The organism is uncultured Tenacibaculum sp. (genome assembly GCF_947504135.1).
Taxonomy (GTDB): domain Bacteria; phylum Bacteroidota; class Bacteroidia; order Flavobacteriales; family Flavobacteriaceae; genus Polaribacter.
In genome coordinates this window covers 336875-359544 of record NZ_CANNGG010000002.1, presented here as the reverse complement: position 1 = coordinate 359544, position 22670 = coordinate 336875, and the positions used below count along the sequence as shown (strand labels likewise).

At 31.9% G+C, this 22670-nt stretch carries 24 protein-coding genes; 12 read left to right on the top strand and 12 right to left on the bottom strand.

The window, feature by feature from the left end:
- Positions 1-30: 30 nt before the first annotated feature.
- The 3 genes from Q0663_RS05135 to Q0663_RS05125 form a co-directional block, all read right to left on the bottom strand.
- Complete coding sequence (locus Q0663_RS05135; protein ID WP_299007455.1) at positions 31-1116, bottom strand: Fic/DOC family N-terminal domain-containing protein; 1086 nt, start codon at positions 1114-1116, stop codon at positions 31-33.
- Between the two features lie 295 nt (positions 1117-1411).
- Positions 1412-3316: a molecular chaperone DnaK gene (gene dnaK, locus Q0663_RS05130; protein WP_299007452.1), complete on the bottom strand. Its 1905-nt coding sequence runs from the start codon at positions 3314-3316 to the stop codon at positions 1412-1414.
- Positions 3317-3456: 140 nt separating this feature from the next.
- Positions 3457-4056 carry an NUDIX domain-containing protein gene (locus tag Q0663_RS05125; protein ID WP_299007449.1) on the bottom strand — a complete coding sequence of 200 codons (600 nt, stop codon included), beginning with the start codon at positions 4054-4056 and terminating at the stop codon, positions 3457-3459.
- 7 nt (positions 4057-4063) lie between these two features.
- Here Q0663_RS05125 and pyrE point away from each other — a divergent pair, with 7 nt between their 5' ends.
- Positions 4064-4714 (top strand): orotate phosphoribosyltransferase, encoded by a 651-nt coding sequence (gene pyrE, locus Q0663_RS05120; RefSeq protein ID WP_028893078.1) that lies wholly within the window; start codon positions 4064-4066, stop codon positions 4712-4714.
- Between the two features lie 7 nt (positions 4715-4721).
- Positions 4722-5111, top strand: coding sequence for an SRPBCC family protein (locus Q0663_RS05115; protein WP_299007446.1), 390 nt, complete (start codon positions 4722-4724; stop codon positions 5109-5111).
- Here the strand turns inward: Q0663_RS05115 and Q0663_RS05110 are convergent.
- The gene (locus Q0663_RS05110; RefSeq protein WP_299007444.1) at positions 5106-5843 is read right to left on the bottom strand and encodes a biotin--[acetyl-CoA-carboxylase] ligase; all 738 of its coding nucleotides are present in this window, start codon (positions 5841-5843) and stop codon (positions 5106-5108) included. The two genes, Q0663_RS05115 and Q0663_RS05110, sit on opposite strands and share 6 nt — an antisense overlap.
- A gap of 86 nt (positions 5844-5929) precedes the next feature.
- On the opposite strand from Q0663_RS05110, the gene rsfS reads away from it, so the two are divergent.
- The 10 genes from rsfS to Q0663_RS05060 all read left to right on the top strand — a co-directional run bounded on the left by rsfS (position 5930) and on the right by Q0663_RS05060 (position 15957).
- The gene (gene rsfS / locus Q0663_RS05105; protein WP_028893075.1) at positions 5930-6298 is read left to right on the top strand and encodes a ribosome silencing factor; all 369 of its coding nucleotides are present in this window, start codon (positions 5930-5932) and stop codon (positions 6296-6298) included.
- A gap of 25 nt (positions 6299-6323) precedes the next feature.
- Positions 6324-8252 carry an ATP-dependent zinc metalloprotease FtsH gene (gene ftsH, locus Q0663_RS05100; protein ID WP_299007441.1) on the top strand — a complete coding sequence of 643 codons (1929 nt, stop codon included), beginning with the start codon at positions 6324-6326 and terminating at the stop codon, positions 8250-8252.
- 12 nt (positions 8253-8264) lie between these two features.
- Positions 8265-8855, top strand: a complete 591-nt coding sequence (locus Q0663_RS05095) for a hypothetical protein (protein ID WP_299007438.1) — start codon at positions 8265-8267, stop codon at positions 8853-8855.
- Between the two features lie 3 nt (positions 8856-8858).
- Entirely contained in the window at positions 8859-9650 is a 792-nt protein-coding gene (locus Q0663_RS05090; protein ID WP_299007435.1) for a phosphatidate cytidylyltransferase, read from the top strand.
- Positions 9651-9679: 29 nt separating this feature from the next.
- Positions 9680-9937, top strand: a complete 258-nt coding sequence (locus tag Q0663_RS05085; protein ID WP_299007432.1) for an acyl-CoA-binding protein — start codon at positions 9680-9682, stop codon at positions 9935-9937.
- 5 nt (positions 9938-9942) lie between these two features.
- The gene (locus Q0663_RS05080; protein WP_299007429.1) at positions 9943-10575 is read left to right on the top strand and encodes a YceI family protein; all 633 of its coding nucleotides are present in this window, start codon (positions 9943-9945) and stop codon (positions 10573-10575) included.
- A gap of 242 nt (positions 10576-10817) precedes the next feature.
- Positions 10818-11504, top strand: coding sequence for a TetR/AcrR family transcriptional regulator (locus Q0663_RS05075; RefSeq protein WP_299007426.1), 687 nt, complete (start codon positions 10818-10820; stop codon positions 11502-11504).
- Entirely contained in the window at positions 11488-13158 is a 1671-nt protein-coding gene (locus tag Q0663_RS05070) for a peptidase domain-containing ABC transporter (protein WP_299007424.1), read from the top strand. Before Q0663_RS05075 ends, Q0663_RS05070 begins: the two co-directional genes overlap by 17 nt.
- A 6-nt stretch (positions 13159-13164) precedes the next feature.
- Positions 13165-14526 (top strand): HlyD family efflux transporter periplasmic adaptor subunit, encoded by a 1362-nt coding sequence (locus Q0663_RS05065; RefSeq protein ID WP_299007422.1) that lies wholly within the window; start codon positions 13165-13167, stop codon positions 14524-14526.
- 33 nt (positions 14527-14559) lie between these two features.
- Positions 14560-15957 (top strand): TolC family protein, encoded by a 1398-nt coding sequence (locus tag Q0663_RS05060; protein WP_299007419.1) that lies wholly within the window; start codon positions 14560-14562, stop codon positions 15955-15957.
- Between the two features lie 54 nt (positions 15958-16011).
- Here Q0663_RS05060 and Q0663_RS05055 read toward each other — a convergent pair whose 3' ends face one another.
- The 8 genes from Q0663_RS05055 to Q0663_RS05020 form a co-directional block, all read right to left on the bottom strand.
- A complete protein-coding gene (locus tag Q0663_RS05055) occupies positions 16012-17097 on the bottom strand; it encodes an amidohydrolase family protein (RefSeq protein WP_299007416.1) in 1086 nt (361 codons plus the stop codon).
- A 20-nt stretch (positions 17098-17117) separates the two neighbouring features.
- Positions 17118-17645 (bottom strand): 3-hydroxyanthranilate 3,4-dioxygenase, encoded by a 528-nt coding sequence (locus tag Q0663_RS05050; protein WP_299007413.1) that lies wholly within the window; start codon positions 17643-17645, stop codon positions 17118-17120.
- A gap of 97 nt (positions 17646-17742) precedes the next feature.
- Positions 17743-18519 (bottom strand): SDR family oxidoreductase, encoded by a 777-nt coding sequence (locus Q0663_RS05045; protein ID WP_299007411.1) that lies wholly within the window; start codon positions 18517-18519, stop codon positions 17743-17745.
- A gap of 1 nt (position 18520) precedes the next feature.
- The gene (locus Q0663_RS05040) at positions 18521-18739 is read right to left on the bottom strand and encodes a DUF6500 family protein (RefSeq protein ID WP_299007410.1); all 219 of its coding nucleotides are present in this window, start codon (positions 18737-18739) and stop codon (positions 18521-18523) included.
- Positions 18732-20174: an aldehyde dehydrogenase gene (locus tag Q0663_RS05035; protein ID WP_299007408.1), complete on the bottom strand. Its 1443-nt coding sequence runs from the start codon at positions 20172-20174 to the stop codon at positions 18732-18734. The genes Q0663_RS05040 and Q0663_RS05035 overlap by 8 nt, the downstream gene beginning before the upstream one ends.
- 66 nt (positions 20175-20240) lie before the next feature.
- Complete coding sequence (locus Q0663_RS05030; RefSeq protein WP_299007406.1) at positions 20241-20654, bottom strand: RidA family protein; 414 nt, start codon at positions 20652-20654, stop codon at positions 20241-20243.
- 97 nt (positions 20655-20751) lie between these two features.
- Positions 20752-21273 carry a DUF1697 domain-containing protein gene (locus tag Q0663_RS05025; RefSeq protein WP_299007403.1) on the bottom strand — a complete coding sequence of 174 codons (522 nt, stop codon included), beginning with the start codon at positions 21271-21273 and terminating at the stop codon, positions 20752-20754.
- Positions 21274-22668: an FAD-dependent monooxygenase gene (locus tag Q0663_RS05020; RefSeq protein WP_299007400.1), complete on the bottom strand. Its 1395-nt coding sequence runs from the start codon at positions 22666-22668 to the stop codon at positions 21274-21276.
- Positions 22669-22670 lie beyond the last annotated feature (2 nt).

Here is a 22670-nt window from a genome sequence, read left to right as displayed (position 1 = left end):
TGTATCTTACTTTTCGATTATTTTATAATACTAAGACTCCTCTAAAACAGCCATTAATCTATGATTAAGATATAGTTTTTCTTTACCTACTTTTTCTGAAGTTAAAAAGCTTGCATCTTCCAAAGCTTTTAGGTAATTACCTACTGTTTTAGGCGTTCCTAATTTTTCATCAATTAAAAATTTTCTTTTGGTATATGGTAGTCTGAAAAGTATCTCTATCAGTTCTTTAGAGTATATATTAGGTAGTTTTTCTTTAATTTCTGTAGTCATTTGCTCCATCAACTCAGTTACATCTTTTAATCGCTTCAAACCTTTGTTGGCGGTATACTCTACCATTTCTAGCATATATAATATCCACGATTCCCAATCATTATTTTCTGTAACTTCTCGTAATTTATTATAATAATCAGCTTTATTTTTTATGATATATTCACTTAAGTATATAGCGGGAATATCTAATAATTTTTCTAGTTTTAGATATAACAATAATAAGATACGTCCTGTTCTACCATTACCATCACTAAACGGGTGTATTGCTTCAAATTGATAATGCATTAACGCCATTTTTATTAATGGATCTATTGTTTTATTTTCATTAATAAAAACTTCTAAATTAGCTAATTTTTCACGTATTATAGCTTCTCCTACTGGTGGTGTATATATTGTTTCTCCCTTTGTGTTTTTTAAGGTAGTTCCTGGAGTTGTTCTAATACCTGCACTATTCTTTTTAATGCTTTGTACTATATCGACACATAAATTAGTGCTTATAAAAGGGCGTTTTTCAATAGTTTTTAAACCAAAAAACAAAGCTTCTTTATAACTTAAAACTTCTTTTGTAGCAAAATCACCAAAATTTTTATCAGCAACTAAAGATTTATATAAATCGTCATTAGTTGTAATAATATTCTCAATTTCAGAACTAGCTTTAGCTTCTTGCAAATGAATTGTATCTAAAAACAGCGTTGGATTTGGTAGATTTGTTAGCATACCATTAAGTTGTGCCAACGCTCTACTCGCTGTAATTGTTTTACGAAGTATAGCTACTGTTTCTAAATCTTGTTTAGGCGGTAATAAAGGTAAATTATTGTAGGGTTCGTTTTTGTTAAATTCAGTCATTTTTAACGAGGGTAATAATTACTTGCGTCTTCTTAACGAGGGTAAATATACATAAAAACCACCCTCGTTTATAGCTTAAAGGTAAAAGTTACTCTCGAATGTATTTCCGTTTTAAAAATGATTTGGTTTTTCTTGGAGTATGGAGTAACTACTTTTGTTTATAGGGGTTACATAATAAATTTTGCATAAAAAAATAAATATACATGTATTAGCAGTTAAAGTTTTCAACAAAAAAAGCGACAAACCATTAGTTTACCGCTTTTTACTATTTATTAGTAATTGATTTTAATCAATACTATTTAACTTCTTCGAAGTCTACATCTTCTACATTATCTCCTTCTGATGAAGAACCTGTATTTGCATTTCCTTGTGCGCCTGCTCCGTTAGCTTGTGCATCTTGTTGTGCTTTATACATTTCTTCTGAAGCAACTTTCCAAGCTTCGTTGATCTTCTCCATTGCAGCATCGATAGCAGCTAGATCTTTAGATTCGTGAGCTTTCTTTAACTCTTCTAAAGCAGCTTCGATTGGTTCTTTTTTATCAGCTGATAATTTATCACCAAACTCTTTTAATTGCTTTTCTGTTTGGAAAATCATAGAATCTGCTCCATTAATTTTCTCTGCTGTTTCTTTTGCTTGTTTGTCTGCATCGGCATTAGCTTCTGCTTCTTGCTTCATCTTTTGAATTTCTTCATCAGATAACCCTGAAGAAGCCTCGATACGGATGTCTTGTGACTTACCTGTTGCTTTATCTACTGCAGATACTTTAATAATTCCGTTTGCATCAATATCAAAAGTTACTTCAATTTGAGGCACTCCTCTTTGTGCTGGAGGAATATCTGTTAATTGGAAACGACCTATTGTTTTGTTATCTGCTGCCATCGCTCTTTCACCTTGTAATACGTGAATATCAACTGATGGTTGGTTGTCTACTGCTGTAGAGAACACTTGCGATTTTTTAGTTGGAATGGTTGTATTTGCTTCGATTAACTTGGTAAATACATTCCCCATTGTTTCAATTCCTAATGATAATGGTGTAACATCTAATAATAATACGTCTTTAACATCGCCTGTTAACACTCCTCCTTGAATTGCTGCTCCTAACGATACAACTTCATCTGGATTTACACCTTTACTTGGTGCTTTTCCGAAGAATTTTTCAACAGCTTCTTGAATTGCAGGAATACGAGTTGAACCTCCTACTAAAATTACTTCATCAATATCAGATGTAGATAAATCTGCATTTTTTAATGCTGTTCTACATGGCTCAATTGTTCTATCAATTAAATCGTGGATTAATTGCTCAAACTTTGCTCTTGTTAATGTTCTTACCAAGTGTTTTGGTCCACTAGCTGTAGCTGTGATATATGGTAAGTTAATTTCTGTTGAAGTTGTACTTGATAATTCAATCTTAGCTTTTTCAGCAGCTTCTTTTAAACGTTGTAATGCCATAGGATCTTTACGTAAATCCATATTCTCTTCAGCATTAAACTCGTCTGCTAACCAGTTAATGATTTTTTCATCTACATCATCACCTCCTAAATGAGTATCTCCATCAGTAGCTAATACTTCAAATACTCCGTCTCCTAATTCTAAGATAGAAACATCATGCGTACCACCACCAAAATCGAATACTACAATTTTTTTATCATCATTTGCTTTATCTAACCCGTAAGCTAATGCTGCTGCAGTTGGCTCGTTGATAATACGACGAACTGTTAACCCTGCAATTTCACCTGCTTCTTTAGTAGCTTGACGTTGTGCATCGTTAAAATATGCTGGTACTGTAATTACCGCTTCAGAAACACCTTGACCTAAATAGTCTTCAGCAGTTTTCTTCATTTTCTGTAAAATCATTGCAGAAATTTCTTGCGGTGTATATAAACGATCATCAATTTTTACTCTTGGTGTATCGTTATCTCCTTTTACTACTTCATAAGGTACTCTATCTGCCTCTTTTTCAGACTCAGAATACTTGTTCCCCATAAAACGTTTAATAGAATAAACTGTTTTTGTTGGGTTTGTTACTGCTTGACGTTTTGCAGGATCTCCTACTTTACGCTCACCACCTTCTACGAATGCTACAATAGATGGTGTAGTTCTTTTTCCTTCAGCATTTGGAATAACTACTGGCTCATTTCCTTCCATTACAGACACACATGAGTTCGTAGTACCTAAATCTATACCTATAATTTTACTCATAATCTTTATTTATCTTTTTTAAGTTTTTAATTCAAATTTACGAGTAGTATTAGTCAAAGTGTATGCCAACAGAGTTCCTCTATTATTTTGGCAGAAAAAGAACAAAAAGTAATTGTTTTTTATGACAGAGTGTCATAAACTTATCCTTTTACGTAGGAATTGTAGACAAGTTGTATGTTAGCGTAGCTATTCATTAAGGCTTCTTGGGTTGCTTTCTCATCTTTAAAAGCTACTTCTGTGATTCCTTCTTCTAATTGTGGAATTAACTCCCCTTCATAATCTGAGTGCATTAAATACCAATGAGTTTCTTTTAAACGGTATTCATTATCCATTACAAATAAATGGTAAGTATCAATAAGTTTTCTTTGTATTGTTAGATTTTCAACACCACATTCTTCTTCTACTTCTCTAATAGCTGTTTCTTCTATTCCTTCTCCTTCTTCAATTCTTCCTTTGGGTAAATCCCATTTGCTACCTCTATATATAAACAGCACTTCGTTGTTGTCATTTAAAACCAATCCACCCCCAGCAACAATTACCTTATATTTTTCTTTAAACTCTAACCAAACTTCAGCTAAGTTATTCGAATACAAGTAAACACCTTCAATTTTACCTACTTTTAACTTGTAAATAAGTTCTTCAATAATCGTATTTTTGTAAATATATACAGGAAAATCCCCTTCATTTTTAATTGAAGTTGTAAAGATTATTGGTTTATCATTAACAAAAACTTTATACATTTGCGGCATGGATTTTAACAAAGATACAGCAAAAAAAACTGCCGAGCTTCTTTTGCAAATTAAAGCGATAAAATTGAGCCCGAAAGAGCCTTTTACATGGGCTTCTGGATGGAAATCTCCAATTTATTGCGATAACAGAATTACATTATCATATCCTCCTGTTAGGAATTTTTTGAAACAAGAAATTGCTAAACTGGTTGAAGAAAAGCATGGTAAACCTGATGTGATTGCAGGTGTAGCAACCGGAGCTATTGCGATTGGTATATTAGTTGCTCAAGAACTAGGAGTACCTTTTGTATATGTAAGACCAGAACCTAAAAAACATGGTAGACAAAACCAAATTGAAGGACATATAGAAAGTGGCCAAAATGTTGTAGTTATTGAAGATTTAATTAGTACAGGTAAAAGTAGTTTAAATGCAGTAAAAGCTTTAAAAGAAGCACATGCTAATGTTAAAGGTATGGTAGCTATTTTCTCTTACGGATTTAGTATTGCTTCTGAAAATTTTAAAGCAGACGGTGTAGAACTAACTACATTAAGTAACTATGAATACCTATTAGAACAAGCTTTAGACAGTAAATATATAACTAGCGAAGAACTCCGTACTTTAGAAGACTGGAGAATTGAACCTAGTAAATGGAAACAAAACGAAAACTAACAGCACAATGAATATAGAAGGAAATACAGTAACTGTAAAAAAGTCATCTAAAGACTTATTTGATTTTTTAACCAAACTTAAAAACTTTGAGCAATTAATGCCTGAGAATACTCAAAAATTTGAGGTAGATGGTGATAGCTTTATTTTTGGTTTAAAAGGAATGCCTGAAATTAGATTGGTTATGAAAGATAAAACCGAATACTCAAATGTTACTTTAGGTGCTGCAAGCAGTAAGTTACCTTTTACATTAGCTGCTGACATTAATGAGGTTTCTGAAAACGAAAGTGAGGTAACTTTAAAGTTTGATGGTGAGTTCAATGCTATGATGGCAATGATGGTGAAAGCTCCGTTAACAAAGTTTATTGGTACTTTAACTGAAAACTTAGCAAAGTTATAAATTAGCAAACGAAACTTCTTTCAACCCAAATTCTTGAATCGTTTCGTCTTCTAATTCAATTTGGAGATTTCCATTTTCTGAAACTCCAATGATTTTACCCATAAATAAAATGTTCTGATTGTTTTTAAACATTGTCGGAACATTTTTTTTATACAATACTTTTAAATAATTCTCTTCTAATAACTGATATTCTTTTTTATCTAAGAGTTCTAAATTTTCTTTAAGTTTAAAAAGTACAATTTCTAATAAAGTATCTAAATCTGTTTCTTTATTTAAAATCATTTTAATTGAAGAAGCATTAGGTAATTTTTCAGGAAAAGTATTTTGGTTTACGTTAATCCCTATACCTATCACAGAAGAACTTATATTGCTACCTTTTAAAGAGTTCTCTATTAAAATCCCTACTATTTTTTTATTTCCTGACAGAATGTCGTTAGGCCATTTCACCGCTAAATTTGGTATTTCTATGCCTTTCAACGCTTCCAAAACACTTAACGAAACACAGAAATTTAAATACTTATGATTTTCAATACGCAAAGCTTCAAACCTACAAAACACACTAAAAGTCAAGTTTTTACCTTCTTCAACTACCCATTCTGAGTTCATTTGCCCCCTACCCTTTGTTTGAGTTTTAGCAACCACTACTGTAAAATCATCAATTGACATTTTTGACACCATATCTTTCAAAAAAGTGTTGGTTGAATCGATGGCATTAAGTTTGATTATTTTCATGTAAATTTAGTGAGTGAAACAAGTATCAATATTACATAAATTACTCACAAAAAAACAATAACTTTGCTAAAACTTAATTTTATTTAATGACAATAAAACAAACAAACACAGACGATCTTTTAGCTGTGATTATTAAAGGGATAGATGATGTAAAGGGAGAAGACATCCAATTACTAGATTTAAGGGAGATAGAAAACACTGTTTGTGATTATTTTGTAGTTTGTTCTGCTAACTCGAACACACAAGTTAATGCCATTTCGGGCTCTGTACAAAAAGTAGTAAGCAAAGAACTTAAAGACAAACCTTGGCACGTTGAAGGTCTTGGTAACGCTGAATGGGTTCTTATGGATTACGTAAATGTTGTTGTACATATCTTTCAAAAACAAGTTCGTGAATTTTACGACATTGAAAGTCTTTGGGGAGATGCAAAAATTACCGAAATCAACCCTGCTTAATTGCTAACATTTTATACACCTATTTATGAGTGATAATAAAAAAAACACGCCAAAATTTACGTTTAGCTCGTTTTGGCTATACATACCAATACTAATTATATTATTAGGGTTAAGTTTTTTTAACTCTGGTAGCTTAGGGTCTCGTAATATTTCTAAAAACGAGTTCACTAAAATTTTAGAAGCCAACGATATTCAAAAAATAGTTGTTGAAAACAACAATGTTGCTCAAATATTTTTAAAGCCTGAAGCAGAAAAAAAAGAAGAGCATAAAAAATTAGTTGAATCTCCTTTCTTTAGAAAAGGTTCTCCGTTGTACAGCTACAATTTTGGTGATTTACAAAATTTTGAAAACGAGATCGAGAAAGAAAAAAAAGAAAACAACCTTGATTTTGATAAAGTAAATATTGAAAGAACGAGCATGATGGATACCCTTATCAGCTTCCTTCCATTTATTTTATTAATTGCGATTTGGTTGTTCTTTATGAGAAGAATGTCAGGAGCTGCTGGAGGCGGTGGTGCTGGAGGTCAAATTTTCAACATCGGAAAATCTAAAGCAAAACTTTTTGACGAGAATACTAAAGTTAAAACTACTTTTAAAAATGTAGCTGGTTTAGAAGGTGCTAAAGAAGAGGTTCAAGAAATTGTTGACTTCTTAAAGAGCCCTGAAAAATATACTAAACTAGGAGGTAAAATTCCTAAAGGAGCCTTGTTAGTAGGACCTCCTGGTACTGGTAAAACTTTATTAGCTAAAGCTGTTGCTGGTGAAGCTGGCGTACCTTTCTTCTCTTTATCAGGTTCTGATTTTGTTGAAATGTTTGTAGGAGTTGGTGCATCTCGTGTTCGTGACTTATTTAAGCAGGCACAACAAAAATCGCCTTCAATCATTTTTATTGATGAAATTGATGCTATTGGGCGTGCTAGAGGTAAAAACAGTATGACAGGTGGTAATGACGAACGTGAAAACACTTTAAACCAATTATTAACAGAAATGGATGGTTTTGGTACCGATACTAATGTAATTGTATTAGCTGCTACCAACCGTGCTGATGTATTAGATAAAGCTTTAATGCGTGCTGGTCGTTTTGATCGTCAAATTTATGTTGATTTACCAGACTTACACGAACGTAGAGAAATTTTTAACGTACATATCAAATCATTAAAGTTAGCTGAAAACGTAAACTTAGAATTCTTAGCACAACAAACTCCTGGTTTCTCTGGAGCTGATATTGCTAACCTTTGTAACGAAGCTGCTTTAATCGCTGCAAGAAAAGGTAAAGAAGCAATCGAGCATCAAGATTTCTTAGATGCTGTTGATCGAATTGTAGGAGGTTTAGAAAAGAAAAACAAAGTAATTACTCCGAAAGAAAAGAAAGTTATTGCTTTCCACGAAGCAGGTCATGCAACAGTAAGTTGGATGTTAGAGCATGCCGCTCCTTTAGTAAAAGTTACTATCGTTCCTCGTGGTCAATCATTAGGAGCTGCTTGGTATCTTCCAGAAGAAAGAAAAATTATTCAAACAGAGCAAATGCTTGATGAGATGTGTGCTACCATGGGTGGTAGAGCTGCTGAAAAGTTAATGTTTGATAAGATTTCTACAGGTGCGTTAAGCGACTTAGAAAAAGTTACGAAACAAGCTCGTGCTATGGTTACTGTTTACGGTTTAAATGATAAAGTAGGTAACATTACCTATTACGATTCATCTGGAAACGATGCTTTTGTTAAGCCGTATAGTGATGCTACTGCTCAGAAAATTGATGAAGAAATTTCAGAAATTATCGAAAATCAATACAAAAGAGCTATTCATATACTAGATGAAAACAGAGATAAACTAACTGAGTTAGCTGAATTATTACTTGAAAAAGAGGTGATTTTCAAAGACGATTTAGTAAAAATCTTTGGAGATAGACCGTTTGGAAAGGAAGAAGAAAAAACTGAAACAACAACTGAAGAATAGTTTTTTATTTGAATGAATTTTTTCAATAAATTATTTAAAACCTTTAAAGAATCATCTAAAGAGAAGATTGCCAATGAGCAAGTAGTTCATTTATCTTTAGATGATTCTTTTGTTCATCATTTTATAAATAAAGGAGGTAAATTTTTATACTGTACATCTATAAACGAAGTAACTAATAATTTAAAAAGCATCTTACAAGAAAATAATTGGCGAAAAGTTACTTGTACAGATTATGACTTATTAAAAATTACTGAAAAAATTGAGGTAAATGTTCAACAACATTCATCAGATTCAGTTCCTTTTTTCACCTCTTGTGAGCACTTAATTGCTGACAAAGGAGAAATATTATTTTCTTCTAATCAATTAGGTAGCCAAAAACTAGCAGCCCATTCTAAGCACTTTATTGTGTATGCCACAACTAGTCAATTAGTAAAAAATACAGGAGAAGGTTTAATGGGAATTAAAACACACTTTAGTGGTAATATTCCAACTAACATCAGCTCTATAAGAAATTACAAATTTGAAGTTGAAGATGATAATTTCTTAAATTATGGCAACAATAACACAAAAGATTTATATTTGCTGCTCTTTGAAGATCTTTAACCTATGTCTAACCTTTTAACAAGATCACTTTCAGCACTTGTTTATGCTATCCTATCTATTTCTGCTATCCTGGTTTCTGCAGAAACATACATAGGTTTATTAGCTATATTTGCAACAGTTTGTATCGGGGAACTTTCTAAAATTTTAAAATTAAAAAGCTTTATTCCCTATTTACTTTTAGCTTACGTGGTTTTTTCTTCAATAAAAAAAACTATTAATTTTACTGATTTTTTACTAGCTATTACCCTATTCGGTTTAGCTGTCTTATTATATTTACTTATTAGTACAAAGCCTATAAAAACAGAAGCTTTTAGTGAAAAAATATTTTTACAAGCCATCTATTTAATTTTTCCTTTTTACTTTTTAATAAACCTTCCGTTTATTGACAATATGTATCAGCCTTACATCATAATTTATATTATGCTTCTTATTTGGACGAATGACAGCTTTGCTTTCTTGGTGGGTAAAAACTTCGGAAAACATAAATTGTTTGAAAAAGTATCTCCTAAAAAAACTATTGAAGGCTTTATAGGTGGTGTCGTTTTTTCTATAATTGTAGGCTTTATCATTGGGCAATATTCAGGTGTTTTTTCTATCTTAAACTGGGTAATCATTGCAGTTATCGTTTCTGTTTTTGGATCTTTGGGTGATTTAGTAGAATCTAAACTTAAAAGACAAGCCAATGTAAAAGATAGTGGTACAATTATGCCTGGACATGGTGGATTATTAGATAGGCTAGATAGCTTGTTTTTCCTTGCACCCTTCGTATATTTGTATATTCATTATATAATGTAAACTGTCTGTACATTTAATTATCCAAAGCCATGGAAAATGATTTAGATTTAAAGTTTAAAGAAGCTTATAACATAGCATCTGATTTAGAGGAAAAACTTCCTCCTGATGTTATGCTGCGCCTATATGCTTACTATAAACAAGCCGTAAAAGGAGATAGATTTACATTTAATGACAATAGTGATTTACGAAATGCCTTTAAATTTAATGCTTGGATGCAACTTAGAGGTATGAGTGAACGAGAAGCAAAAAAAGAGTATATTAAATTAGTAAATTCAATTATAAAATAAATATCATGAAAAAAATCGTTTATTCTTTAGTTATCTGTTTTACAGTTTTTCAAATGACATCTTGTAAATCAGAAGCAAAAAAAGAAACAGAAACCACAAAGGAAGAAGTTAAAACAGAAAAGAAAGCCGCTTTTGTATTACAAGATGCTGACAATGTAATAAACTGGACAGCTTATAAAACTACTGAAAAAGTACCTGTAAATGGACAATTTCAAAAAGTAAACATTACTGCTGGTGGTGAAGCTGATACAGCAAAAGATGCTATCAACAATGCTGAGTTTTCTATTCCTGTAAGTAGTATTTTCACAAAAGATACTAGCAGAGATTTTAAAATTAAAAAGTTTTTCTTCGGAGTAATGGATAATACTGAATTACTTTCTGGTAAACTAGTTTTAGAAAATGACTCTATTGGTCACGCTAGCTTAACCATGAATGGTGTTACTAAAAAACTTCCTTTTAAATACACTTTAAACGGAAAAGAGTTCAGTTTAAATACAACTATGAAAATTACAGACTGGCAAGCTAATAAGGCATTAGAATCTTTAAATACTGCATGTAAAGATTTACATAAAGGTGCTGATGGAGTTTCAAAAACTTGGGATGAAGTAGCTTTAAACATTACATCTGTTTTTAAATAAAAACCGATTAAACATATATTTGAAAGCCTCAGAGTAATTTCTGAGGCTTTTTTAGTTTTAATGTACTTCAAACATTCATTTTTACCCCAAATAAATCTTAATTTAACACTATTCTATAAAGTTAGTCATATTCTAAAAAGTCTTCATAAGTATTTTATGTAATTAAAATTAACACCTTATTAATACTTTTATTTTCATAATTAATAGTTTTACTATTATATTTGCATAGTTAATTTTTAATTATGAAAAATTTACTATCAAATTTAAAAATAGAGATTCCTTCTGGTATTTATATTAAAGATCCTGAAACATCTGATTTAGGTAAAAGAATAATAGAAAACAGTATTATACTAATTGAAGAAATTGGTTTTGAAAACTTTAATTTCAAGAGATTAGGCAAAGTAATAGGCTCGAACGAAAGTTCTATTTATCGTTATTTTGAAAGTAAGCATAGACTTTTAATCTACTTAACTTCTTGGTATTGGGGATGGATTCAGTATTCTTTAGTAATAGAAACTTATAGTATTAACAACCCAAAAGAAAAATTGATTAAAGCTATTGAAGTTTTAACTAGAAAAGCCAAACAAGACAATAACTTTTCTCATATAAATGAAGCCTTACTTAACTTAATCATAATCAATGAAAATTCAAAATCATACTCTACAAAAGAGGTAGATACTGAAAATAAAGACGGGTTTTTTAAACTGTATAAAGAAGTAATAAAACGTTTTGCAGAAATTATTAGTAATTATGACAATTCGTACAAACATCCTTTAACATTAGCAAGCACTGTAATTGAAGGAATATTACATCAGCAATTTGTCAAAGCTCATTTTAAATCACTTACTAACTGTAATGAAAACACTACTATCACATCCTTTTTTACAGAATTAACTTTAAACGTACTTTCAAATGAGGAAAAAAAATAAACTAACACCGTGGCAGCGATTTATAGGGCTAATAAAATTAGAAAAAAAAGACACAACCCAAATCGCTTACTACGCTATTTTTGAAGGTATTGTTGCTCTCTCATTACCTTTAGGTGTACAAGCTATTATTAACTTATTACAAGCAGCTCAAATTTCTGCTTCTTGGATTGTACTAGTCATATTAGTAACTGCTGGTGTTGCTTTTAGTGGAGTTTTAAAACTAATGCAGTTTAGAATTATTGAAACTATTCAGCAAAGAATATTTACCAGAGCATCTATAGAACTTAGTTATCGATTTCCTAAAATTAAAATGAATGAATTAAGAAACTATTACCCCCCTGAACTTGCCAATCGCTTTTTTGATACGTTAACCATTCAAAAAGGTATTTCAAAAATTTTAATTGATGCTCCTTCTGCTCTGTTACAAATCATTTTTGCCTTACTTCTACTTTCCTTTTACCATCCGTTTTTTATTATTTTCGGATTGTTAGTTTTACTATTAATCTATGTTGTTTTTAAGTACACCGCAGAAAAAGGATTGGAAACGAGTTTAAAAGAGTCAAAAAACAAATATAAAGTGGCTCACTGGCTTCAAGAGATTGCAAGAACTATAATAAGTTTTAAATTATCAGGAAAAACAAAACTAGCTCTTGAAAAAAGTGATCTTCTTGTAGATGATTATTTAAAATCTAGAGAAAGTCACTTTAAAGTACTTGTTATGCAATATATTCAAATGATTAGTTTTAAAGTAATTATTACTGCTGGTTTATTACTTATAGGTGGTTTTTTAGTACTGACACAACAAATGAATATTGGTCAATTTGTTGCTGCTGAAATTATTATCATCCTAATTATGAATTCTGTAGAAAAATTAATACTTGGACTTGAATCTTTTTACGATGTACTTACATCTTTAGAAAAACTCGGAGAGGTTATAGATAAACCCATAGAGCCACAAAAAGGTAGTAATATTAATAGAGATAAACCTTTTAAAATTGAATTTCAAGATGTATCCTATGTTGTTAACAACAGACCAAAACCAGTAATTAATAATGTTTCTTTTGAAATAAACTCTAACGATAGAGTTTTACTTCAAGGAAGTAGTAACTCTGGAAAATCTAGTTTAATTCAACTCATTTCTGGTTTAATTGAACCAACATATGGAGGTATTTTTGTGAATGACTTATCACTAAAAGGTGTATTAACTAACAACTACAGAGCTAACCTAGGCTTATCTCTTTCAGAAGAAACTCCTTTCAAAGGAACTATTAGAGAAAACATAACTTTTGGAGATTCTTCTATAACAGATGACGAGATACATAACATTTTTAAAATCACAGGATTAACAGAGTTTCTAAAGCAGCAACCTAAAGGTTTAGACACTTATTTAAAACCTGAAGGGAAACTTATTGCTTATACAGTCGCTAAGAAAATTATTCTTTCTAGAGCAATCATTAAAAAACCAAAACTTCTCATTTTGGAGAATCCCCTTGATTTATTTGAAAAAAATGAAGCTGAAAAAATAATTGATTTCATTACTGATGTTTCTCAACCATGGAGTTTAATTATTGTAAGCCGTAATGAATATTGGAAAGAGAAGTGCAACAAACAAATTACCCTTGAAAAAGGTAGTATAACTAACTTTAAATCCTAGGTAATCATGTTAAACATATCAAAAAACACCGTTTCAGACCAAATAGACATAACAACGTTCAAGTCTGGAAAAGACATTTTCACAAAAGAGTACCACAAGTTATTTAAAAGGTTTTTACTAGTATTTTCTGTTATCTTAATAATCATCTTGTTTTTACCTTGGACTCAAAATGTAACTAGCAAAGGACAGGTTACCACCCTTAAACCTAATCAACGTCCACAAACATTACAATCACAAATACCTGGGCGTATAGAAGAATGGTTTGTACAAGAGGGAGATTTTGTAAAGAAAGGAGATACTATTTTAAGAATTTCAGAAATAAAAAGTGGCTATTTTGATACTAAACTTGCTGAAAGAACCGGTAAACAGTTAAACTCTAAAACACTATCCGCCAAAGCATATAACAATAAGATTAGTGCCTTGCAAAATCAGATTATAGCTATTAAAAGAGAACGTAAATTAAAACTAGAGCAAGCAAAAAACAAATTAAAACAAGCCTACTTAAAAGCTAAAAGTGATAGTATTGATCTTGAAGCTATTAAAATAAAACAAAAAATAGCTCAAACTCAATTTGATAGAACTGTTACCTTAGAAAAAGAAGGTTTAAAAGCTGTAAAGGATGTTGAAGAAAAAAGAGCAAAACTTCAAGAGTTATCTGCTAAATTGATTTCTCAAGAAAACAAATTCTTTACTTCTAAAAACAATATTATTAATGCACAATTAGCTATTAGTAGTACACAAGCTTCTTATGCTGATAAATTATCTAAAACAGAAAGCAGCTTGTATAGTGCACAATCTGGTGCTTATGATGCTGAAGTTCAAGTTTCAAAACTAGAAACTAGCTTAGCTAATTATAGCAAACGAAGCTCTTTATTATTCATTACAGCTCCACAAGATGGGTATATTAATAAAGCTATAAAGTCTGGTATTGGTGAAACTTTTAAAGAAGGTGAACAATTAGTAAATATTATGCCTGCTGACTACGATTTAGCTGTTGAAATGTACATACAACCTATCGATTTACCATTGATACACATTGGTGAAGAAGTTCGCGTTCAGTTTGATGGTTGGCCTGCTATGGTATTTAGTGGTTGGCCTAATGTATCATACGGAACTTACGGTGCTAAAATTGTAGCTATCGAAAATTTTATTAGTAGTAACGGGAAGTATCGTGTTTTAATTGTTCCTAATAATGATCAAGAACCTTGGCCAAAAGCTATTAGAGTAGGCTCTGGAGCAAAAACCATTGCCTTGTTAGAAAATGTACCTATATGGTTTGAGTTATGGAGACAGATTAACAGCTTCCCTCCTAACTTCTACCAACCAAAAAATAAAGAAAGTGGTAAAAAGTCAAAAAAAGAAGCCTAATAACTACTCAGTAAAACAATAAAAAACAAATAGATGAAAAGGTTAAGTATCCTTTTTTTGTTACTAAGCTTTATAGCTACAGCACAAGATAATTTAAGTATTCAACTTAGTTTAGAAGAATATTTAGGGTATGTAAAAAAATACCACCCTATTATAAAGCAAGCTGAACTTATTACAAGTACCAATGAGGCTAAATTATTAAAAGCTAGAGGTGGTTTCGACCCTAAAATAGAAGTAGACTATGACAGAAAAGAATTTAAAGGCAAAGATTATTACAAAAAGTTAAATTCAACCTTTAAAATTCCGACTTGGTATGGAATAGAGCTAAAAGGTAGTTATGAGAATAATTCTGGTCAATATTTAAACCCTGAACACAATACTCCAGAAAAAGGACTATATAATGTTGGTGTATCGGTTTCTTTAGCAAAAAACTTATTCATTAATAAAAGAATGGCTACTTTAAAACAAGCTAAACTCTATACACAGCAAGGTAAACTAGAACAACAGTTACTCGTTAACGATATTTTATTTGAAGCCATAAACACGTACTTAAACTGGTTGCAATATTATCAGAGTTATAATGTTTATAAAGATTATTACACTAATGCAGATATCAGGTTAAAAAACGTAAAGAAAAGCTTCAAAGCTGGTGATAAACCAGCTATAGATACTTTAGAAGCAAATATCAATTTAAAAAACAGAAAGTTAGACCTAGAAAAAGCGAATATTAAATACATTAAATCTAAGTTAGAACTTTCTAATTATTTATGGATTGGTAACAACATTCCTATGGAAATAAAAGAAGAAATAATTCCTGACGTTACTACTTTTTCTAATATTGATGCTATTCTAAACACTTCTATAACTACATTATTTGATAATGAATTTGAAAACCATCCTAAGTTAAAATTACTGGAGTTAAAGAAAAGAAACCTAGAAATAAATAAGCAACTAAAAGTAAACAACCTATTACCTAAAGTAGATTTTCAGTATAACTTCCTTGCTTCAAAAGTGGATAATTTTGATGCTTTTAGCACTGCGAACTACAAGAATTCTCTTCAAGTTAGCATTCCTCTATTCTTACGTAAATCTAGAGGAGATTTAAAACTTGCTAAGCTAAAACTACAAGATATCGACTTTGAAATTGCATCAACTAAAGTCTCTTTACAAAACAAAATAACGGCTACCGAGCAAGAAATTACATCATATAAAAAGCAAAATGATATTTTAAAAAAACTTGTAAACGATTATCATACAATTGTAAAAAGTGAAGAACGTAAGTTTACTTTGGGTGAGAGCTCTATTTTTCTAATTAATTATAGAGAAGTAAAACTAATTGAGAGTAAATTGAAAGAAATTAAAAATGAGTATGAATACGCCAAGACAAAAGGAAAACTTATAAAGCTATTAGGTAAATTAAATAGTTTATAAAACAAAAAACCGAAGCTAATACTTCGGTTTTTTGTTTATTTATATCTACTTCTTCTATTTAAGAATTTTAGATACTAAATCTCTTTTTGCTTTTTCATCATCTCCGAATAACCACTGTAATACATTACCCTCCCACATCTCATCACGCTCTGTTTCTGTGATAATATTTCTATCAATAGCTAAATCTAAAATTTTCCCTGGATATGACGATTGAATTTCACTCTCCATCTCTCCTAACGGATATGGATCATCTAATCCTATTAACACTTGCTTAGAACCTTGATTTTTAATCAGTAAATCTAACGAACCGGTATCATGGACTAATGTGTCAAAGAAAATGTTTTTGTGCCCCACCGCTTTTCTAGGGTGAGTTTTACCTTCAAACAAATCTGGTCTTCCATCAAAACCTTGTATACGACGTCCTAGGTTCATTTGTGCTAACTGACCTCCATGAGCAAAACACACTCGCATATTAGGATATTTTTCATAATATCCATTTAAGGTTAAAAAATGGTATGCATCTGCACACTGCGCCAGCATCCAAATTAGGTGGAAACGCCAACTTGTATTTTGTAGTTTGATGAACTTCTCTCCATCATACGGATGAATTTCAACTGCTAAATTATACTTATCTGCTAGCTCAAAAATAGGTTCGTTTTCTTCATCAAAAATACAACGCCAAGTACCAATGGTATCCATATAGTGTGTTGGTAAGCACAGCAAACGCATCCCTAACACCTCAACACATCGCTCTATCTCCCATAAAGCTCCACGAACAAACCCTGGATGTACTACAAAACCTGTTGTGAATTTCGACGGATTTTCATGTTGTACACGCGCATTAAAATCATTTTGAAAACGTAACGCTTGCTTCATTTCTTCTAAACGAAGTCCATTCCCATACAATTGAGACAGATTTAAAACAACCGCATGGTCTATTTTAAAATGCTCCATCCAAGCTAGTTTTTCATCTAAAAAGAAACTAGAATCCGTCACGGGACGACTCCAGTCTTTTTGTAGCATGAATTTTCTATCCTTATCTACCCAAAAAATTCCTTTGTCTTTCATAAACTGCGGAATTTGCTCTGGATAAGGCAATAAATGCGAATGTCCGTTTATTCTTAATTTGCGTTTTTTCATTTTAGTTTCTATTGCAAAATTTATGCTTTGTTTGGTGCTTCCATCACAGTACCACATTTATCACAAGTACATTTCTCTTTGTCAGAATAGTACTTATCAAAAATTATTGGCATATCAGTTTCAATATTATCTAAAGCAAATTCTTCTCGGTATAATTGATGTCCACAATTTTCACAATACCATTCCAAGGCATCCATCATTCCTTCATCACGTGGATATTCAATAACTAAACCTACTGTATTCGCTTTACGTTGTGGTGAGTGTGGCACCTTCCCTGGTAACAAATAAATATCTCCTTCATTAATTTCAACATCAATCATATCACCCTTATCATCAATAATTTTCAGTACCATATCTCCTTCTAACTGATAGAAAAATTCTGGAGTTTCATTGTAGTGATAATCTTTACGATTGTTAGGTCCTCCAACAACCATTACGATATACTCCCCATTATCCCAAACTTGTTTATTTCCAACTGGTGGTTTTAATAAATGACGATTTTCATCAATCCACTTTTTAAAATTTAAAGGTTGTACTAACTTGCTCATTTTATTTAGATTTTTAGACTTTTAAACACAAGAGTTAAGATTGTTTTAAAGATACTTAAATAGTCTTATTTCAAAAAGTCTTTATTTTTGATCTCTTTTATAAAGATTTTGTTCTTCCTCCATCAACAGGGACATTAATTCCGTTGATAAAACTTGCTCTTTCACTTGCTAAAAACACAATCGCATTGGCCACCTCCTCTGGTTTTGCAAAACGCTTTGCTGGTGATGCGTTCTTCATCATTTCTGCAACTTCTTCAACAGTTTTACCTGTTTTTACAGCTTTATTATTGATAATTTCTGTCAAACGTTCTGTAGCAGTTGCCCCAGGTAATATATTATTTACAGTAATTCCGAATTGTCCTAACTCATTCGCTAATGTTTTACTCCAATTGGCAACTGCGCCACGTATGGTATTTGAAACTCCTAAACCATCTAACGGTTGTTTAACTGATGTAGAGATCACATTAATTACTCTACCATAACCTTCCTCTTTCATAAACGGTACTACTGCTTGCACCAACACATGATTGCATTTTAAATGCATGGTAAAAGCACGTTCAAACTCTTCTAACTTGGCATTAAATACTGGACCTCCTGCTGGACCTCCTGTATTATTCACCAAAATATGAAACTGTAAATTTGTTGCCTCTAACTTCTCTTTTAAATCTGCTGGATTGGTGAAATCAGCAACTAAATACCCGTGATTTTGGTTAGTATTAGGTAACTCTGCCAACACAGATTTTAATTTATCTTCACTACGAGCTACTAAGGTCACATTTACTCCTTCTTCGGCTAATTGTATTGCTGCCGCTTTTCCTATTCCCTGAGTACTACCACATACCAAGGCGTTTTTATGTTGTATATCTAAATTCATTTTATTCGTTATTCTGAATCATTTGTTTAATCTTAACCGCTTTCTCAAAATGATCTAATTGGTGTGTCTGAATCCACCAAGTAGCCACTTCCATCAGTACTTTCGGATTGTCATTTTTATTTTTGAAAAACACATAAAACGAAAGCCCTACATTTTCTCCTTTTTTAGCAATCTTCTCTTCACAAATAGCTATTATTTTTTCCTTTATTTCCCTATTCATATTTTATACATACATTTTTGGGTTCTGTAAAAAAGCGTAAAGCTTCAAAACCACCTTCACGTCCTACTCCACTCGCTTTTTGACCTCCAAAAGGAGTTCTTAAATCACGTAACAACCAAGTGTTTACCCAAACGATTCCTGTATGTAATTCTTTAGACATACGCATGGTTCTTGTCAAGTTGTTTGTCCACAATGTTGATGATAGTCCATATACCACGTCATTAGCTAACTGTAAAGCTTCTTCTTCTGTTTTAAAAGACATTAAAGTAACTACAGGCCCAAAAATCTCTTCTTGATTTAACCTACACTTGTTACTTGAAACTTCAATAATCGTCGGTTGTAAATAGTAACCGTTTTCACAATTCTTGACAGTGACTCTGTCACCTCCATATAGAATCTTACCTCCTTCTTGTTCTGCAATATCTATGTATGATTTTACCTTTTCTAAATGTGGTTTCGATACCAAGGCTCCAACATTAGTATCCTCATCAAAAGGATTTCCTATTTTTAGTTCTGATACTTTCTGAACAAAATCTTTTTTGAATTGTTCGTAGATACTTTCTTCTATAAAAATTCTACTTCCACACAAACAAATCTGCCCTTGATTGGCAAATGAAGAACGAACCGTGGTATCTAACATCTTATCATAATCACAATCAGCAAAAATGATGTTTGGATTTTTACCTCCTAACTCCAAAGACAATTTCTTAAACATTGGTGCTGCTGTACGAGCTATATGTGCTCCTGTGGCGGTTCCTCCTGTAAATGAAATCGCTTTAATATCTGGATGTTCAATTATGGCTTGTCCTGTGGTGGTTCCTAATCCATGAACTATGTTTAATACCCCTTTAGGCAAACCTGCTTTATTACAAATTTCACCTAATAAATAGGCTGTCATTGGTGTTACTTCACTAGGTTTTGCTACCACACAGTTTCCTGCAGCTATGGCCGGAGCAATCTTCCAAGTGAATAGATAAAGAGGTAAATTCCAAGGTGAGATACATCCTACTACTCCAATAGGCTGACGTAACGTAAAATTCATCGCTCCTAAGCCTACACTTTCATGAGCTTCAGATGAAAACTGCGTAACTGCATCTGCAAAGTATTGAAAATTAGATGATGCTCTCGGAATATCAATCGCTGTAGCTAAACTTAATGGCTTTCCATTATCCTTTGCCTCTGCTTCTGCCAATTCAGGTAACCTCTGTTGAATTAATTGTGCTATTTTAGAAAGAATATCTCTACGTTCATTTAATGTAGTATTCGACCAAGCAGGAAAAGCTTCCTTTGCTGCTTCATATGCTAACGCTACATCTTCCTTAGTTGAATTAGGAATTTGTCCATACACTTCTCCAATAGATGGATTATAATTATCAATGTAATTACCTGCTACTGGTGCTACCAGTTCTCCGTTTATGTAGTTTTTAATGTTCATTTCATTCACAGATTAAAGAAAAAAGAGAAAAGAAAAGAGACTTCTTTTGTCTTGGTTCTAGTGTCTTTACTCTTGCTTCTTATACGCCACCACTTTAATTTCAATCAATAAATGAGGATGTGGTAATTGATGTACAGCTACTGTTGTTCTAGTTGGTCCGTTATAATCAAAATATTCAGCATATACTTCATTATAGCCTCCAAAATCATTCATATTCACCAAGAATGAAGTTACATCTACAATATCAGATAAATCAGCTCCAACTTCATTTAAAATATCACGAATGTTTTCTATTACCGCTCGGGTTTGCTTTTTAATATCTAAGTTGGTCGTTCCAAATTTATCTACGGCGACACCTTCAAAAGAATTATCAGGTCTACGTGAACTGGTTCCAGATACATAAATAAAATTTCCTACTTGTTTTACATGCGGAAACTTTCCTCTTGGTATTGCTTTTCCTTTGATTACTTTACTGTCCATATTTTTGTTTTTAATCATCATTGCGAAACTTTTAAAAGTTGAAGTATTCTTTTATCAAGAGATTCCTTCGCTACACTCGGAATGACGTTCTGTTTTATTAGGTAGTTGCTAATTCTAATAGTTTTATCGTTGTTTTTAAATTGCGTGTGGTTGCTGTTGCCTTCAACTTCTTTTCTATTACACTGTTTGTCAGTTTAGTTTTTCCAAAACTAGACGGACAATACAAATACACCACATCATCAACTATTTTATATTTGTCTTCGTTAATTCCATTAACTTCAATAACTGATTCTTTAGTTACTCTATCTAAAAAAGTAAAAGCTACTATTTTTTCATTTTCTTGTGAAAAAGGGTAGTTTTCTAGTGTACTTTTCCATTCCTCTGGAGTTCTAGCCAATACAAGTACATCATATCCATATTTAGCAGCAATCGCTTCTTTAATTTTCAGACAAACGATCTCTTTTGTTTCTTCAGAATCTAAAATAATATTACCACTTTGAATATAGGTCTGTACATTTTGAAACCCTAATTCATTCAACATTTCTCGTAATTCAGCCATCGGAAGTTTATTTTTTCCCGAGACATTGATTCCTCTTAGTAATATTATATATCTATTCATTTATAATCCCGCTATTTTATCCTCTTCTAAAATCTCATTGGTTTCTTCTTGCACCTTTTTTAACACTTCATTCAGATCGGTAATTGTATCCAAATCATGATGAGCTACCATATTTAACAGAGCTTTATCTTGCGCACGTCCTTTTTTCATCGCTTCTGCATACGGAATCTCTTCATTAAAAGTTACCATAGAATACTTTGAAAAATATTCTGTTGGAAACGTCTTTTCTAAATCCATTTCTAACTTTCTTTTTTGTTTAAATAATGGATTTGCTACATGATCACGCATTTCGTAAAAATTATCGATAGCTAAATCAGCAATTGCATCGGTATCTTCTTTACGTGCTTTTTCATAAGCCTTAAAAGTAGCTTGCCAATCTCCTTCGTGTGCATCTAGAATCGCATCAAATACGGTTACATCTTCAAACGAAGCATTCATTCCTTGTCCATAAAACGGAACTATCGCATGTGCCGCATCTCCCATTAACAAGGTTTTATTTTGATAATGCCAAGGAGAACATTTTACCGTTCCTAAAGCTCCTGTTGGATTGTTCAAAAACTCATCTTTAATACTTGGTATCAAAGCTAAGGCATCTGAAAATTCTTTTTCAAAAAACTCAGTTATCTTTTCTTCGGAAGTTAAGTTATTGAAATTGTATTTCCCTTCATCAAAACTTAAAAACAAGGTTACCGTAAAGCTTCCATCTAAGTTCGGCAATGCAATTAACATGTACTCTCCACGAGGCCAAATATGCAAATGATCTTTACTTATTTGGTGTTTCCCTAACTTGTCTGCAGGAATTTCTAATTCTTTATATCCATGTGTCAAGAAATTCTGCGAATAGCTAAACAAGAATTTTCTTTCTAAATAGTAGCTTTTCCTCAATGCAGACCCTGCACCATCTGTTCCAAAAATCACATCTCCATCTACTGAAAACTCTTCCTTCGTATTGTAGTTTTTAAAATGCGCTACCGTATTTTCAATATCAACCGAAGTACATTCTGTATTAAAATGAATGCTTACATTTTCGTGTGCTTCCGCTTCGTTTAATAAGATTCCGTTTAAGTCTCCTCTCGAAATAGAATTGATATATTCTCCTTCTCTACCTGAATAATTAGAAGCAAACGTATTCCCTTCTCTATCGTGCATTAAACGTCCGTACATCGGAATACAAATTTCACGCGCTTTTTCTTCTACACCACATAAACGAAGTGCTTTAAAACCACGATCAGATAATGCTAAATTGATAGAACGTCCTGCTGAAATATCGGTAACTCGTAAATCTGGACGACTTTCATACATTGCTACTTTATATCCTCTTTGGGCTAAACAAAGTGCCAATAAACTTCCGCATAAACCAGCACCTATAATTACTATGTTGTCTTTTTTACTCATTT

Excerpts from the sequence above, each read along its gene's own strand:
- Q0663_RS05135 (WP_299007455.1), bottom strand. The coding sequence starts at position 1,116 with ATGACTGAATTTAACAAAAACGAACCCTACAATAATTTACCTTTATTA.
- dnaK (WP_299007452.1), bottom strand. The coding sequence starts at position 3,316 with ATGAGTAAAATTATAGGTATAGATTTAGGTACTACGAACTCATGTGTG.
- Q0663_RS05125 (WP_299007449.1), bottom strand. The coding sequence starts at position 4,056 with ATGTATAAAGTTTTTGTTAATGATAAACCAATAATCTTTACAACTTCA.
- pyrE (WP_028893078.1), top strand. The coding sequence starts at position 4,064 with ATGGATTTTAACAAAGATACAGCAAAAAAAACTGCCGAGCTTCTTTTG.
- Q0663_RS05115 (WP_299007446.1), top strand. The coding sequence starts at position 4,722 with ATGAATATAGAAGGAAATACAGTAACTGTAAAAAAGTCATCTAAAGAC.
- Q0663_RS05110 (WP_299007444.1), bottom strand. The coding sequence starts at position 5,843 with ATGAAAATAATCAAACTTAATGCCATCGATTCAACCAACACTTTTTTG.
- rsfS (WP_028893075.1), top strand. The coding sequence starts at position 5,930 with ATGACAATAAAACAAACAAACACAGACGATCTTTTAGCTGTGATTATT.
- ftsH (WP_299007441.1), top strand. The coding sequence starts at position 6,324 with ATGAGTGATAATAAAAAAAACACGCCAAAATTTACGTTTAGCTCGTTT.
- Q0663_RS05095 (WP_299007438.1), top strand. The coding sequence starts at position 8,265 with ATGAATTTTTTCAATAAATTATTTAAAACCTTTAAAGAATCATCTAAA.
- Q0663_RS05090 (WP_299007435.1), top strand. The coding sequence starts at position 8,859 with ATGTCTAACCTTTTAACAAGATCACTTTCAGCACTTGTTTATGCTATC.
- Q0663_RS05085 (WP_299007432.1), top strand. The coding sequence starts at position 9,680 with ATGGAAAATGATTTAGATTTAAAGTTTAAAGAAGCTTATAACATAGCA.
- Q0663_RS05080 (WP_299007429.1), top strand. The coding sequence starts at position 9,943 with ATGAAAAAAATCGTTTATTCTTTAGTTATCTGTTTTACAGTTTTTCAA.
- Q0663_RS05075 (WP_299007426.1), top strand. The coding sequence starts at position 10,818 with ATGAAAAATTTACTATCAAATTTAAAAATAGAGATTCCTTCTGGTATT.
- Q0663_RS05070 (WP_299007424.1), top strand. The coding sequence starts at position 11,488 with ATGAGGAAAAAAAATAAACTAACACCGTGGCAGCGATTTATAGGGCTA.
- Q0663_RS05065 (WP_299007422.1), top strand. The coding sequence starts at position 13,165 with ATGTTAAACATATCAAAAAACACCGTTTCAGACCAAATAGACATAACA.
- Q0663_RS05060 (WP_299007419.1), top strand. The coding sequence starts at position 14,560 with ATGAAAAGGTTAAGTATCCTTTTTTTGTTACTAAGCTTTATAGCTACA.
- Q0663_RS05055 (WP_299007416.1), bottom strand. The coding sequence starts at position 17,097 with ATGAAAAAACGCAAATTAAGAATAAACGGACATTCGCATTTATTGCCT.
- Q0663_RS05050 (WP_299007413.1), bottom strand. The coding sequence starts at position 17,645 with ATGAGCAAGTTAGTACAACCTTTAAATTTTAAAAAGTGGATTGATGAA.
- Q0663_RS05045 (WP_299007411.1), bottom strand. The coding sequence starts at position 18,519 with ATGAATTTAGATATACAACATAAAAACGCCTTGGTATGTGGTAGTACT.
- Q0663_RS05040 (WP_299007410.1), bottom strand. The coding sequence starts at position 18,739 with ATGAATAGGGAAATAAAGGAAAAAATAATAGCTATTTGTGAAGAGAAG.
- Q0663_RS05035 (WP_299007408.1), bottom strand. The coding sequence starts at position 20,174 with ATGAACATTAAAAACTACATAAACGGAGAACTGGTAGCACCAGTAGCA.
- Q0663_RS05030 (WP_299007406.1), bottom strand. The coding sequence starts at position 20,654 with ATGGACAGTAAAGTAATCAAAGGAAAAGCAATACCAAGAGGAAAGTTT.
- Q0663_RS05025 (WP_299007403.1), bottom strand. The coding sequence starts at position 21,273 with ATGAATAGATATATAATATTACTAAGAGGAATCAATGTCTCGGGAAAA.
- Q0663_RS05020 (WP_299007400.1), bottom strand. The coding sequence starts at position 22,668 with ATGAGTAAAAAAGACAACATAGTAATTATAGGTGCTGGTTTATGCGGA.